This is a genomic window from Bacillus sp. EB V-12 (assembly GCF_056158125.1).
This window is the reverse complement of record NZ_JBUXJL010000002.1, coordinates 719,864-734,735: the sequence shown is the minus strand read 5'-3', so window position 1 is coordinate 734,735 and position 14,872 is coordinate 719,864. Positions and strand designations below refer to the sequence as shown.

16 protein-coding genes are annotated in these 14,872 nt (G+C 36.3%); all 16 read right to left on the bottom strand.

Translation table 11 applies throughout. The annotated features are described in order from the left end of the window. Window positions 1-22: 22 nt before the first annotated feature. Window positions 23-697, bottom strand: coding sequence for a menaquinol-cytochrome c reductase cytochrome b subunit (qcrB, locus tag ACZDYH_RS10445; RefSeq protein WP_000932700.1), 675 nt, complete (start codon window positions 695-697; stop codon window positions 23-25). Then, window positions 698-1,210, bottom strand: coding sequence for a menaquinol-cytochrome c reductase iron-sulfur subunit (gene qcrA, locus ACZDYH_RS10440; RefSeq protein WP_001290418.1), 513 nt, complete (start codon window positions 1,208-1,210; stop codon window positions 698-700). It abuts the gene before it with no gap. Between the two features lie 140 nt (window positions 1,211-1,350). After that, window positions 1,351-1,809: a YpiF family protein gene (locus tag ACZDYH_RS10435; RefSeq protein ID WP_000871313.1), complete on the bottom strand. Its 459-nt coding sequence runs from the start codon at window positions 1,807-1,809 to the stop codon at window positions 1,351-1,353. Window positions 1,810-1,963: 154 nt separating this feature from the next. Beyond that, a complete protein-coding gene (locus ACZDYH_RS10430; RefSeq protein ID WP_001095925.1) occupies window positions 1,964-2,500 on the bottom strand; it encodes a ReoY family proteolytic degradation factor in 537 nt (178 codons plus the stop codon). Between the two features lie 73 nt (window positions 2,501-2,573). Continuing rightward, on the bottom strand, window positions 2,574-3,836 hold the full coding sequence (locus tag ACZDYH_RS10425; RefSeq protein ID WP_001168671.1) for a tetratricopeptide repeat protein: 1,263 nt from the start codon (window positions 3,834-3,836) through the stop codon (window positions 2,574-2,576). A 328-nt stretch (window positions 3,837-4,164) separates the two neighbouring features. Next, complete coding sequence (gene hisC / locus ACZDYH_RS10420; protein WP_001264019.1) at window positions 4,165-5,277, bottom strand: histidinol-phosphate transaminase; 1,113 nt, start codon at window positions 5,275-5,277, stop codon at window positions 4,165-4,167. A gap of 132 nt (window positions 5,278-5,409) precedes the next feature. Next, window positions 5,410-6,495 carry a 3-dehydroquinate synthase gene (gene aroB, locus ACZDYH_RS10415; protein WP_434713908.1) on the bottom strand — a complete coding sequence of 362 codons (1,086 nt, stop codon included), beginning with the start codon at window positions 6,493-6,495 and terminating at the stop codon, window positions 5,410-5,412. Next, window positions 6,495-7,667 (bottom strand): chorismate synthase, encoded by a 1,173-nt coding sequence (gene aroC, locus ACZDYH_RS10410; RefSeq protein ID WP_001269384.1) that lies wholly within the window; start codon window positions 7,665-7,667, stop codon window positions 6,495-6,497. Before aroC ends, aroB begins: the two co-directional genes overlap by 1 nt. Before the next feature lie 264 nt (window positions 7,668-7,931). Further along, complete coding sequence (ndk, locus tag ACZDYH_RS10405; protein ID WP_000415883.1) at window positions 7,932-8,378, bottom strand: nucleoside-diphosphate kinase; 447 nt, start codon at window positions 8,376-8,378, stop codon at window positions 7,932-7,934. Between the two features lie 124 nt (window positions 8,379-8,502). Beyond that, complete coding sequence (gene hepT / locus ACZDYH_RS10400; RefSeq protein WP_000776077.1) at window positions 8,503-9,465, bottom strand: heptaprenyl diphosphate synthase component II; 963 nt, start codon at window positions 9,463-9,465, stop codon at window positions 8,503-8,505. A gap of 31 nt (window positions 9,466-9,496) precedes the next feature. After that, window positions 9,497-10,210, bottom strand: a complete 714-nt coding sequence (menG, locus tag ACZDYH_RS10395; protein WP_001187674.1) for a 2-heptaprenyl-1,4-naphthoquinone methyltransferase — start codon at window positions 10,208-10,210, stop codon at window positions 9,497-9,499. 38 nt (window positions 10,211-10,248) lie between these two features. Then, the gene (locus ACZDYH_RS10390) at window positions 10,249-10,983 is read right to left on the bottom strand and encodes a heptaprenyl diphosphate synthase component 1 (RefSeq protein WP_000332854.1); all 735 of its coding nucleotides are present in this window, start codon (window positions 10,981-10,983) and stop codon (window positions 10,249-10,251) included. 184 nt (window positions 10,984-11,167) lie between these two features. Then, window positions 11,168-11,737, bottom strand: a complete 570-nt coding sequence (gene folE / locus ACZDYH_RS10385) for a GTP cyclohydrolase I FolE (RefSeq protein ID WP_001151482.1) — start codon at window positions 11,735-11,737, stop codon at window positions 11,168-11,170. A gap of 120 nt (window positions 11,738-11,857) precedes the next feature. Continuing rightward, window positions 11,858-12,130 carry an HU family DNA-binding protein gene (locus ACZDYH_RS10380; protein ID WP_001043860.1) on the bottom strand — a complete coding sequence of 91 codons (273 nt, stop codon included), beginning with the start codon at window positions 12,128-12,130 and terminating at the stop codon, window positions 11,858-11,860. Between the two features lie 299 nt (window positions 12,131-12,429). Further along, the gene (gene spoIVA, locus ACZDYH_RS10375) at window positions 12,430-13,908 is read right to left on the bottom strand and encodes a stage IV sporulation protein A (protein ID WP_000416519.1); all 1,479 of its coding nucleotides are present in this window, start codon (window positions 13,906-13,908) and stop codon (window positions 12,430-12,432) included. Window positions 13,909-14,153: 245 nt separating this feature from the next. Beyond that, a complete protein-coding gene (locus ACZDYH_RS10370; RefSeq protein WP_000713407.1) occupies window positions 14,154-14,864 on the bottom strand; it encodes a hypothetical protein in 711 nt (236 codons plus the stop codon). Between the last annotated feature and the right edge of the window lie 8 nt (window positions 14,865-14,872).

Genomic DNA, 14,872 nt, shown 5'->3' with positions numbered 1-14,872 from the left:
TCCCCTTTAATTTAGCAATCTCTTATAGTGGACCGGAAATACCTTGTTTGCGAATCATGATGAAGTGGAAGGCCATTAAACCTAGAAGTGCTGCTGGTAAGAAGAAGACGTGAATAGCAAAGAAGCGAGTTAATGTTTGAGCGCCAACAATTTCGGAATGACCAGCGAGTAATGTTTTAATATAAGGACCAATGAGCGGTGTTTGCTCTGCAATTTGAATCCCTACTTTTGTAGCAAATAAAGCTTTCATATCCCACGGTAATAAATATCCGGTAAAACCAAGACCTAACATAACAAAGAAAATAAGAACACCAACAATCCAGTTTAACTCACGGGGCTTTTTATACGCACCTTGGAAGAAAACTCTGAGTGTATGTAAAAACATCATTACAATTACGAGACTAGCACCCCAGTGGTGCATACCACGAACAATTTGCCCATAAGCAACTTCATTTTGTAAATAGTAAACTGATTCCCAAGCATTTTTAATATCAGGCACATAATACATCGTCAAAAACATTCCAGATAAAATTTGAATTACAGTAACGAAAAAGGTAAGTCCTCCAAAGCAATAGACGAATGCAGAAAAGTGATGTGCCGGGTTTACATGTTCAGGTACTTCATGATCAGCGATATCACGCCATATTGGTGTAATATCTAATCTTTCATCCACCCAATCATAAATTTTATTTAACATCTACTTTGCACCCCCTCTTGGCTTCGCTTTTCCTAGATACAGCGTTCCATCTTTCACTTTAGACTCGTACACATCAAGCGGAGCAAGGGGTGGCGTACCTTTAATGTTAATCCCATCTTTTGTATAACGACCCCCGTGACATGGGCAAAAGAATTGATTCGGATGTGCTTTGTCCGAATTCCAGTTAACTGTACATCCTAAATGTTTACATACTGGAGAGAACGCAACAATGTCTCCGCTTTCATCTTTATGAACCCAAGCTGATTTTGGTTCTTCAGACTTGTACCAACCATCAACCTGCTTCACTTTAAAATCGAAACGCTTCGGCTCTGTTGTAATATCCTTTACTTGCGCAACAGCAACCATATCCGTTCCCGCTTCTTTTCTTAACACCGGATCAAGCGCAAATCGCGTCATCGGCATTAAAATACCGGCAGCCATAAAGCCTCCTACCCCTGTGAGTGTGTAATTTAAAAATTGTCTTCTTGACACGCGATGTTCTTTCTCGCTCACGAAAATTTCCCCCCTCTATCAGAAATTGTCCCCTCGTGATAAATTATATAAAAAATAAAAACTAGGACACTATCATGATATAATACGCTCATGCACAGGTCAATATCATACTACTCATAATAATAAGAACTTTCTGTTTATTATGAGTTTCCCCATTTCTCTTCCAACATCACCATTATATTTTTTATATGTGCATGAATAACTTCTCTTTTTGCTTGATCACTAAATTGTTCTAATGCTAATGAAGGAAACCAAAACAAATCTCCCTGTAACTCTTGCATATCCTCTTTCCATGAAAAATCACTTGTAACATAAGCAATATGCTTAAAACCTTCACTTCGTAAATGATTTGTCCATTCTTGCAAACGACCTTTTTCATTCTTTTGACTTTCTACCAAATACGTAAACGCAGGCAGTAAAAGCACTCTTCCCTTATACTCTCTTTCCAATTCCGTGCTCAACAATTCGATAAATTCACCTTGTTCTACAACCATTTTCATTTCTTTTGCTGCCGAAATTGATAACAGCGGTATTACTCCTGTATCAACATACTCTCTTGCTTGCTCAAACTGTTCCACATCTTTTACAATCCACTTCAAATTCCTTCCCTCCTTCACTTGCAAATGACAGAACTTTCACTTTATATATATTAAACCATACTAAAAGAGGTAAAAAAAGAAAAACTACCCAATATAGGTAGTTTTTCTTGATGAAAGTCTGAAATTTGTAAAAATTTATTAATCCAAATAAATTCTATAAAGTTTTTAACTCTGCCGTTAATCTATGAAACGCTTCCTTATCTTGCTTATCTAACGCTTCATCAATTTGTTTCAAAAGGCGTTCTCTCCTAAACGAAAATACACTTTCTTCCAAAAACCTTTCTGCAAGTAAACGATCTTTTTCATTTACTTCAATATGCTTTGGTAGATATGGGTTTTCTTCTAATACAGCTACATAATTCGCATTTTGAAACGATGATTTAAAGTTGAGTTGAATATAAATATCCTCATCTCGATTTAAACGAATATCATGAAACGATTTTTCAGCATCTGTTGTCATAACATTTTGTTTAAAAAAGTGAAACGGTGTGTCTTTCACACAATTCGCTGACATCACTAAGCCACGCGGACAATATTTTGCATGCTCTACGAAGTGGACTTTATGCATCAATTGGTCGTGACTCATTAAATAATTCAGAATCCATACACATTCACGCTGTTTCAGTTGGTAATTATTCAAAAACCATTTTACAAAATCCTTCTTCTCGTTTACAGAAACAGGGGTATTCATAGCAATTAAGTCCCTCCTCTGTCTTTCTCTTTTCTTTTTAGATTCAAGAAGCGGCATTCAGTTTCCTTCCAACTTATGAAAAATCCTCTAAATTATATAACAACTCTTCAATATGAATTTGTGTCGGGTCTAGTTGTAATAACTGGGTAAATACTTCTTTCGCCTCTTTTCGTTTTCCTTCTTCCAATAAGAAATAACCGTACTCTTCTAAGAAGTCTGGATGATTCTTAAAAGAAGTATATGCACTTTCATAGTGTTTTAATGCATCCGAATACATTTCTAATTGTTTTTTTGCATACGCAAGATCCCAAAGTAGTTGTGTATCTGGTTCTCCACTATCAATAGCACGCTCTACAATTGCAATTAACTCTTCGTACTTTTCTTGTTCTTTTAAGATATATGCATATTTTAATGTTGCACCTAAATGCCCTGGATCTAACTCAAGCGCTTTTTGAAGAACTTCCTCTGCTTCTACTATTTTTCCTAATTTCGCCGCAATGTTCGCTAACTCTACATAAAATGGAACTGAAAGCTCATCTACTTTAATTCCTTCATGAAGCGTTTCATAGCTTTCTTGAAGCATTCCTTCTTTTTCATAGCTTTTCGCTAAATACATGTACAGTGATGCGTACTCAGGGTCTAATTCTTTTAGTTCTTGCCAAGCACCAATTGCTCTCTGATATTCTTCACCTTGGTATAATGTGAAGGCATATCCAAATAATGAGTGAATATCTTTTTGTTCCTCTAGGCCTGCTTCATAATAAGAAATCGCTTCTTCCCAGTTTCCGATCGCGCTTAACGTTTCTGCGAGGCGAAGTGCGATCACAACACCACCCATTACTTTATGTTCCGCTAATAGCGATTCATAATAAGTAATTGCCTTTTGTTCTTCACCTTTACTACTATATAATTCTGCTAACCCAAACGTAATAACAGGTTCATCAGGCATCATTTCTTTCGCCTTTAATAGTTTTTGCTCTGCTACATCATCAAAACCTTGCATTTGGAATAAATCTGCAACAAGTAATAACGATTGAACATATAAATCGTCATTTTCTGGAATATCATGAAGCACTTCAATCGCTTCATCTTCTTTATCTAGATCAATATATAATTCTGCTAAAAATACAGTGAATTCACTTTCTTCTGGATACAGTAAACGTAAGTCTTCAGTAATTGCTAATGCCTCATCTGTAAATCCAAGTGTATGATAGTAACGAGCGATATCATACTTCTCTTCATCATTCGCAATTTTTAATTGTTCTTTTAATAATTGTAATCCTTTTTCTGCTTCACCATTTTCAATATATGAAACAGCTTGTTCAAACTTTTGCATAAACGTCTCCTTTAATTCTAAAAAATATTCTCTTCTGTTCATTTATCATAAGCAACTCACTGTTAGAACGCAACCTTTAGAATGAGCATGCTTCTTCTTATACTTCTTCCTACAGAGTAGTTAATTGTTCAAAAGGTTCGGATATGACACCGATACCTTATCATCATCTTCTATTGTACCGCTTTCTTTTATGACCGTGCAAATAACTTCTCTCACTAATTATCAAGCCATACAAACCGTGGTTTACAGAATAACTTAATTAGCAGTCTTCAACCTTTATTTTGAATGCGATAAAAAAGGCTCCTATAATAGGAGCCTTCACAATCTCTTAAGAATATGTTTCTTCTTTCTGTACTTGCTCATTTACAAGCTCTTTCAGTAACTCTATAATTTCATCATTTTCTTCCTTCAAACCGACAGTAATACGAATACCATCATCGATACCAAATGCAGCACCAGAACGAACGATATATCCTTTTTTCATTAATCGTTCGAAAGCTTCATTACCTGGTATACCGAGTTTTAAGAAAATGAAATTTGTTTGAGATGGATAATAGAATACGTTATATTCTTTACAAAATGCATAATACTGATTTAAACCTTCAGCATTCTTTTGCACACAATCTTGTAAAAAAGCTTGATCTTCTAATGCAGCGAGTGCTACAGATTGGGCTACAGTTGATGTATTGAATGGTAACCTAGCTACTTCTAGCTGTCCGATTAACTTCGCATCCCCAATCGCATATCCGATACGAAAAGCAGCTAAACCATATGCTTTTGAAAACGTGCGTAAAACCATAAGATTTTCATACTTTTCAAGAAGTGGTAATGTTTGCGGATAGTCTTCTGCTTCCGCGTATTCATAATATGCTTCGTCCATAATAACGAGAGCCGACTTAGGAACTGATTCTAAAAATGAAAGTAATTTTTGTTTCTCAACATATGTACCTGTTGGATTATTCGGATTACAAATCCATACAATTTTCGTTTTCTCATCTACTTGCTCTAGCATTGCATCTAAATCGTGAATACCATCTTTAAGTGATACTTCACGAACTTCTGCTCCTTCAATAACAGCATGGTGATGATATTGTGAAAACGTAGGATTCGCCATTACAACGTTTGTTCCTTCATGTAGTAACGCTCGGCTAATCATTTGAATGACTTCATCTAATCCACTACCAAATAGTAGTTGTTCTGCTTTTACACCTAAATGTTCCGCTATTTTTGTCCGAAGTTCAAAGGCATATCCATCTGGATAAAGGGCATATTGGCTCGCTAAAGAAGTTAATGCTTCTGTCACACGTGCTGAGCAACCGAATGGATTTTCGTTGGATGCTAATTTCACAATTTTTGATAAACCATATTCTCGTTTTACTTCTTCAATGTTTTTCCCAGGCACATACGCTCTCAAAGTTAACAATTGCTCTTTCACTCTCATTTTTCTTCCCCCAGTCATTTCATTCAATTTGATTACAATACGGTTATAGCCCCTTACTGTAATCTTTTGTCATAACCGTCACTATTACGAGAATACCTCTAAATGAGCACTTCACAGCACTTCGCTATCATTTTAAACCATATCTTTTTGAAATGCCTCTAACGCAATATGAACAGTCTCATCTGAAATAGATACGACATTCACTACCCCATATTCCTGCATAAGCACCATATGAATTGCTCCTGCATTTGCTTTCTTATCTTGTTTCATCAATTGAACGAGGCGCTCTACATTCAAATCCCCTGGCATTTTTGGATAGCCGTATTTCAAGAACCACTGCTTCATATCTTCATAAGCAAGATCAACCTTGTACACTTGCTCACTTAAAAATATGGCGAATAACATTCCAACCGCTACACCGTCACCGTGAGTAATATTTCCATACCCTAGCTCTTTTTCAAGAGCATGTCCTAACGTATGTCCAAAATTCAAATGAGCACGTACACCCTTCTCTGTTTCATCTTGTGACACAACATTTGCCTTTACAGGAATCGCCTTCGTTAATATATGGATTAACTTCTCATCATGAAGATCCGCTAATGTTTGCACTTCTTCTTTTAACCAATGGTATAGCTCCACATCACCGATAAGAGCATGCTTTATCACCTCTGCATAACCTGAACGCCACTCTTTTTCAGGAAGAGACTGTAAAAACGGTGTATGATATACAACTGCTTCTGGCTGATGGAATGCACCAATCATATTTTTACCTAACGGATGGTTAATCGCTACTTTCCCACCCACTGCGCTATCGTGCGCTAATAAAGTTGTCGGAACCTGCACAAAGCGAATACCACGCATAAACGATGCAGCAACAAAACCAGCTAAATCTCCAATCATTCCGCCTCCAAGTGCAAGAATTAAAGAATTTCTATCTAATTTATTTTGAAGAGCTGACGTATGAGCCGCATAGAAATTTTCGAAAGACTTCTCTTTTTCGCCACTTGGTACAACAAACGAAAACACGTGCTGCTCTACTTGTAATGCATCGATAACTGTCTGTAAATGTAGTGATGCAACAGCTTCATCTGAAATAATCATTACGTTAGATACCGCTGGCTGCATATTCTGAACGATCGTTGTTAAGTTTGACAACACTTCTTTACCAACATGTACATCATATTCTTTTGATTTCGTTTGAATATGTATGTTTCCCATTAAAATCCCCTCGCATATTCATTATGTTTCTCAATATTTTCACGAATTAGTTCCATACGATCTAATCCGAATTGTTCTATTAAAGCTGTCGCTAATTCCCAAGCCACAACCGCTTCTGCAACGACACTAGCTGCTGGCACTGCACAACTATCTGAACGTTCAATGCTCGCTGTAAAAGGCTCTTTCGTATCAATATCTACACTTTGAAGAGGTTTATAAAGTGTAGGTATCGGTTTCATCACACCGCGCACAACAATTGGCATTCCAGTCGTCATACCGCCTTCTAATCCACCTGCATTATTTGTTCTTCGTGTATATCCATGCTCCTCATTCCACAGAATTTCATCATGAACTTCACTTCCTGGTCTATGCGCTGCTTCAAAACCAATTCCAATCTCGACACCTTTAAAAGCATTAATACTCATAATTGCAGCTGCTAATTTCGCATCCAGTTTTCGATCATAATGCACGTAGCTACCTACTCCAATTGGCATCCCTTCCACAATTACTTCAACGATTCCACCAATTGAATCACCATTTGCTTTCGCATCATCAATCGCTTTCATCATTTGGTTACCAGCTTCGTCATCTAAGCAACGTACAGGAGATGCTTCGGTAATACTCTTTAATTCTTCAATTGAACTATACGTAATCTCCTTAGCTTGTACACCGCCAATTTCAATTACATGGCCCGCTACTTTAATACCAAGTTCTGCTAACACCTTTTTAGCAACCGCACCAGCAGCAACACGCACCGTCGTTTCGCGCGCTGACGAACGTTCCAGTACATTCCTCATATCTCTATGACCATATTTAATCGCACCATTTAAATCAGCATGCCCAGGCCTTGGTTTTGTCACTTTCCTTTTCATCTCTTTTTCTTCTTGCTCAGTTAAAGGCTCCGCCCCCATAATTTTTGTCCAGTGTGCAAAATCACGATTTTCAACAACAAGTGCAATAGGGGAACCTAATGTTTCTCCATGTCTAACACCACTTAAAATTTGCACTTGATCCGTTTCAATTTGCATGCGTCTACCGCGCCCATATCCCTTTTGCCTTCTAGCTAACTCTTCGTTTATATCATCTGCTACTAAAGACAATCCTGCCGGAACACCTTCTATAATCGTTGTAAGTTGTGGACCATGAGATTCACCAGCTGTAATATATCGCATACGTTATTCCTCTTTTCGTATATGTATTTATCTCACTATATTAACTTTTATCATTCTAAAAATATTAAAGAAATTATATCATAAATCGACCATTTTCTTATTCTATATTTCCGATAGTCCTAATTTAAATATCAACATATCATAACAGTTCAAACTTCGTAACTAACTGAAAATAAAAAAAGTGCAAGAAGAATACCCCTATTCTCCTTGCACTTTTTACTATTATCACAGTGATTAAAGCGTTTACAAATTATTTCAAAATAATTAGTAAATCCATTCATTCATTAATTTTGAGTAGTCAACTAATTCTTCTTCTTTAAAGAAAATAGCAATCTCGCGCTCTGCGCTTTCTAAAGAATCAGAACCATGGATAATGTTTTTCGCAACAGTTACACCGAAATCTCCACGAATTGTTCCAGGAGCTGCTTCATGTGGTCTTGTTTTCCCCATCATGTTACGAGCTGTATCTACTACACCTTCACCTTGCCATACCATTGCGAATACAGGTCCAGATGTAATAAAGTCTACTAACTCACCAAAGAAAGGTTTTTCCTTATGCTCAGCGTAGTGTTGTCCAGCAATTTCTGGAGTGACTTGCATTAATTTTGCACCAACTAATTGAAAGCCTTTTTTCTCAAAACGAGCTACAATTTCCCCAATGAAGGCACGTTGTACACCGTCTGGTTTTACCATTAGAAATGTTTTTTCCATAAAAAATCTCTCCACTTCTGAATTATGTATGTAATTGTATATCCCCACACACATATTATCACCCTTATCACAATTGTGCAATAGTTTTGAAATAGAGAGATTATTTTATTTTTTAGAATAAACCTTAAAATTTTCGTTTTCCAATATACTTTGCAACATTTTGTAATGCGTACTTTGCTTTTCCACGTGGGAGTGGTTTTATTATTTCTAAAGCTTTATGTAAATAACGTTCACTAAACGCAAATGCTTGATCAATTGCTGTACTATTTTTTACAGCATCAATAATTTCTTGCATTTCACTTGCTGTTGAATTTTCATGTACAGATGTGATTTTCTGACGAAGTACGGGATCTTCCATCGCATATAAAGCAGGAAGTGTAATATTCCCTTGTAGTAAATCTCCACCAGCAGGTTTTCCAAGTTTCTCTTCTGTAGAAACGAAGTCTAAAATGTCATCAATAATTTGATAAGACATTCCTACAAAATACCCATACCAAAATAGACGATTTACCGTATCACGATTAGCACCAGCAGCAATCGCTCCCAATTGACAACTCGCGGCAATTAATAATGCTGTTTTTCGCTTTATTCTTCTTAAATACGTTCTTAAATTTTGGTCATAATTGTATTTATCTTTAATTTGTTCAATTTCACCTTTACAGACTTCTAAAATAGTATGTGATAACGCTTGATGTGCCTCTGGAATTTCGATATTGGTTATACATTCAAGAGACTTAGCGAACAGATAGTCCCCTGTATACATCGCAATACGATCTCCCCATTTCGCATTCACAGTCGCACTGCCGCGTCGTAAAAATGCAGCATCAATAACATCATCGTGAACAAGAGAAGCCATATGAATAAGTTCTAACGCAACAGCAACATGCTTAATCGCATCTAACTTATAATCTCCAAATTTCCCTGCAAGCAACACAAATACAGGACGAATTCGTTTCCCACCAGCTTCAATAAGCTGTAATGCTGCCTCTTCTACTAATGGCTGTTCAGAAGCGACTGTCTTTTTTAATTCTTTTTCTATCACATTAATATCCGATCGTAAAAAAGAGTACATAAGTTGTAACTTCATATTGTTCACCTTAACCTAAAACTTCTTTTTTCTATTTTGATTCTGGTTTAATTCCTAAATGCATTGCTGCTACCCCAAAAGTAAATGGTTTCACTTGCACACGTTCAAGTCCAGCTTGCTCAAACATTTGAGCCAATTCTTTCATCCCTGGGAACGTACTAGCAGATTCTTGAAGCCATGAATATTCTTTATAACTTTTCGCAAACATCTTTCCAAATAACGGCATGATATATTTAAAGTATAAAATATACCCTTGTCGAAAACCAATCATTGTTGGTTGAGATGTTTCTAAACAGATTACTTTTCCACCTGGTTTTACTACACGCGTCATTTCTTTTAATACGTGCATATAATCCGGTACGTTACGTAAACCAAACCCAATCGTCACATAATCAAACGTATTATCTTCAAACGGAAGTTCCATTGCATTCCCATGTAGAAGTTCTACTTGTTTTAATTGTAACGCCTCTACCTTTTGCTTACCGACAGATAACATATTTTCACTGAAGTCTAAGCCAACAACCTTTCCTTGCTCACCTACGGCTCCAGCTAGCGCAATTGTCCAATCTGCGGTTCCACAGCATACATCAAGCGCTTGACTGCCTGGTTGTACATCCATAATTCGCATCGTTTCTTTCCGCCACGCTTTATGTCTTTGAAAACTAATTACAGAATTCATCACATCGTATTTATCAGAAATCTTTTCAAATACGTCATGTACTCTTTCTTCTTTTGATTGTTGCATGCTCGTACCTTCTTCCAATGTAAAATTGCTTATGTCTTCTATTTATTCCTTAACACAGAATTTATTTCATTTATGTCTGTGTGATTTTCTAAAAATTGTTTTTCTTTCTTTCTCAATTCCTTCATCCAACCATTAATCACTACTTCTGCTTTATCCCCTAAAGCATCTTGCATAGCTTGAAAAACAGGTGAATGTTGCTTATCAGCATACAATTGAATTTCTTTTTGAAGGCGATTTCCACCTAATACGTATGTGATAAATGGCTTCCAATGTGATAACTGAAAATGATCACATGTTTTTTGAAGGAGCGCAGACTCAATCGTTACTATGCTTTTCATTATGTCATCCGTCGTTTCATGCGCTTTTTGGTATAACATAATTTTGTGTTCATTTATCTCTTTAATTCCTTCAGCAAGTGCACGAATTAAAACAATATCACGATTCATAGACAATAAATAATAATATAGTCCACTATAGTAATCGCCTGCAAGTACTGTTAATTGACGACATTTATGGAATCCAATCTCTTCCTCGCCTGCTTTATTTGATACCCTTTCATGCGTATCAAGCGCAATTTGTACAAGCATAATTGTTACTACGTAATGCTCAATTTGTTCTATATGTAAGTTTGCACTCTTTAAAGCACCATATAACAATGCTATCTTTTCTTCATCAATAAATGGTTCTTCAATATAGTTTATAAAATAAGGATGGCGTAATTTCTCCATCAATTTTTCTTTTATACCCGCATACCCTCCGTAGATGTCACACACAAAAAATCACCCTTGTTTTCTAATTCATAAAACTTATTATAACACATACACTCTATTTTCTATAACCAAAACTTGGCTACACCTACCATTCATGTAAGCAATCTTTCTAATCTCACTCTGTCTAGTTAAAACTATATCATTTATTTACTAAAAAAAAAAAAGAAAAGCAGTTTCCCGCTTTTCTTTACTTCGTTTTAATAAACGATAAAATTTCACTGCGCGCTGCAGCATCATTTTCAAGCACACCACGCACTGCTGTCGTTACTGTTTTCGCACCTGGTTTTTTCACACCACGCATCGTCATACACATATGTTCTGCTTCTACTACTACCATTACACCATGAGGCTCTAGTACTTCCATAATAGAGTTCGCTACTGTTGATGTAATACGTTCTTGCAGTTGTGGGCGACGTGCAATTGTATCTACGGTACGAGCTAATTTACTTAACCCTGTTACCTTTCCACCTTGCGGAATATATGCAACGTGAGCAACTCCATAGAATGGTACTAAATGATGCTCACACATCGAATAAAATGGTATATCTTTTACTAGTACAAGCTCTTCGTGATCTTCTCCGAATACTTTATGCAAATGCTCTTTCGGATCTTCATGCATACCTGAGAACACTTCTGCGTACATTTTTGCAACACGCTTTGGTGTATCAAGTACTCCCTCACGATTTGGGTCATCCCCAATCGCCTCTAAAATAAGGCGTACTGCATGTTCAATTTGTTCTAAATTAACTTTTGCCATCCGCTAGCCCTCCCGAAAACCTAAAAGTGATACGAACACATTCTAGCATATTTATGTTTTTAAAAGCAAAAAGAAGAGTTCCCAAAAAGGAAACTCTTCTTCCCTGTTAATATGTAAGGATTATTTAACCGCATCTTTTAACGCTTTACCAGGTTTGAATGCAGGTACTTTACTTGCAGCGATTTCAATCTCCTCACCTGTTTGTGGGTTACGACCTTTACGAGCCGCACGCTCACGAACTTCGAAGTTACCGAATCCGATCAGTTGTACTTTATCACCTTGTTTTAAAGCTTCTAAGATAGAATCAAAAACAGCGTCTACTGCTTTTGTTGCGTCCTTTTTAGAAAGGGAACTTGCTTCTGCAACAGCATTGATTAAATCTGTCTTGTTCATGCCATTCACCTCCTCCCAAAGATAAGACTGTATAATGATCATAAAATGAGTCTTACTTTCATTTGTAGGCAATTTTTGCAAATTCTATACTACAAAGATGTAGATAAATCATTATCAACGCCTATATTATACGATTCTCCTTTATAATTCAATATTTTTAAGGAAATTGTTACTCTTAAAATGTGAAAATCTGATGAAACTTGACAATTTACAACAATGTATTAGATAATGACTGTTTATTTTTCTATTTTATAATCAAAAAAAACAAAAAATCCCTCTACAATGAGAGGGATTTTTTCTTATAGTATAATCGCAATTAATCCGCCAGATCCTTCATTAATAATTCTTTCTAGCGTTTCTTTTAATTTATATCTAGCATTTTCTGGCATTAAAGATAATTTCGCCTGAATTCCTTCTCGAACAATCGAGCTAAGTGAACGTCCAAATATATCAGAATTCCAAATTGATAACGGGTCATCTTCAAAATCTTGCATTAAATAACGAACTAATTCTTCACTTTGCTTTTCAGTACCAATAATCGGCTCAAACGTTGACTCTACATCTACTTTAATCATATGAATAGATGGCGCTACCGCTTTTAACTTCACACCAAACCTTGAACCGTGACGAATAATTTCTGGCTCATCTAAGCTCATATCCGCTAATGCAGGTGCTGCTACACCATATCCTGTTTGCTTAACCATACGCAGTGCATCCGCCACTTGATCGTACTCTATTTTCGCATGAGATAAATCGAGCATAAGCTTTAATAAATGATCTTTCCCTCGAATTTCTACTCCTACTACTTCTTTTAAAATCTGATCATATAATTCATCTGGCGCATATAAATCAATCTCCGCCACACCTTGCCCCATATCAATGCCAGCTAGGCTCGCTCGATCAATAAATTCATATTGACTAAACTGCCAAACAACGCGATCCACATCACGAAGACGTTTTATATCCTTCACAGTTTCTTGAACTGCTTCTTGATAACTTTGACGCAACCAATGCCCTTCATTTAGCACCATTACCCAACTCGGAAGGTTCACATTCACTTCTAATACAGGGAATTCAAATAGCGCTTCACGAAGTACATTATATACATCTGTTTCTCTTAAACTCTCCACACTCATTGCAATAACCGGGATATCATATTCTTCTGATAAACTTTGGCGTAATTGCTCTGTATCTGGATGATACGGCTGTACCGTATTAATTATCATAATGAAAGGTTTTCCTACTTCTTTCAACTCATTTACAACGCGTTCTTCTGCCTCTATATAATCTCTTCTTGGAATTTCACCAATTGTTCCATCTGTTGTAATTACAACACCAATTGTTGAATGTTCTTGAATTACTTTACGCGTGCCGATTTCTGCAGCTTCATGGAATGGAATAGGTTCTTCATACCAAGGGGTATTAATCATACGCGGGCCATTCTCATCTTCATAGCCCTTCGCTCCAGGAACCGTATATCCAACACAATCTACTAATCGAATATTCACTTCAAGTCCTTCATCTACTTCGATAGAAACCGCTTGGTTTGGAACAAACTTCGGTTCCGTCGTCATAATTGTACGACCAGCAGCACTTTGAGGCAATTCATCCTGCGCTCTTTGACGGTCAGACTCATTCTCAATATTTGGAATAACTACAAGTTCCATAAATTTTTTAATGAATGTTGATTTCCCTGTTCGAACAGCTCCTACAACTCCAAAATAAATATCACCGCCTGTTCGTTCTGCAATATCTTTAAAAATATCTACCTTTTCCAAGTGATTCCCTCCCTCAAAATTTTTGGGAATAATTCCGCGTTTATAGTCAACTAATACCTTCTCTAACGTTGCCTATAATATCTGATATAATATAATGGTATTCTAGAAGTTCGGACAATATATCATATAATTTTGTCCAATTTCATATGACTATTAAAAAATATCTTTTGTTTGCATCGTAAGTTGTATAACATAAAAAACCTTTCTTCTAGAACTTATTCACTAAAAGAAAGGTTCATGACTTATCATTTTAAAAAAATTGGTTCTCCGTCCTTTACTGTGTACGGTAAAGAATAAGCTGGTACAAATGGGGAACCTTTCGAAAGGATATTTCGAATATCTTCTCCCTCTGTAAACTGCCCTTCATTTTTTTTCAAAGCGTCATATAAGTCGATTCTATAATCAACAAAAACTTCTCCTTTTTCATTAATTACAAAAGGAAGTCCTTTACCAGAATATGGACTTGTCACTTGTGGCACATCTTTATATCCTAGTTTTTTGAAATCCAATTCATATACACCATCTGAAATTACTTTTTTAAAAGGTGGATATTGATGTTCATCACGATACATCCTAAGCTTTAAAGATAGTTCCTGAATTTGTTCAGCCATCCTAACATCAATTAACTTTACTGTCGGATTTGTTTCAACGTCTATTAATACGTATTGATATACTCCTCCACTTTCATACGCATTCCCTGGCGCTTCTTGTATGTAACGCGGGGCAATCTGTTGAAAATCGATTGGATACTTTTGATAAATAGGTGTACTCATATCCCTCGTCTTAATTGGCAATATCCCATCATTTTGCTCCTTAAATGTCACAACAGCTTTTTGAACAACCTGTAGCTGATCTTCATAAGGAACCGCATTTTGCTTCATATTTTCTTTCGGATACAGACACCCCGTTAAAAGGCTCATACAACAAAATATTAAAATAATATGGAATTTTTTCACTAGCATCA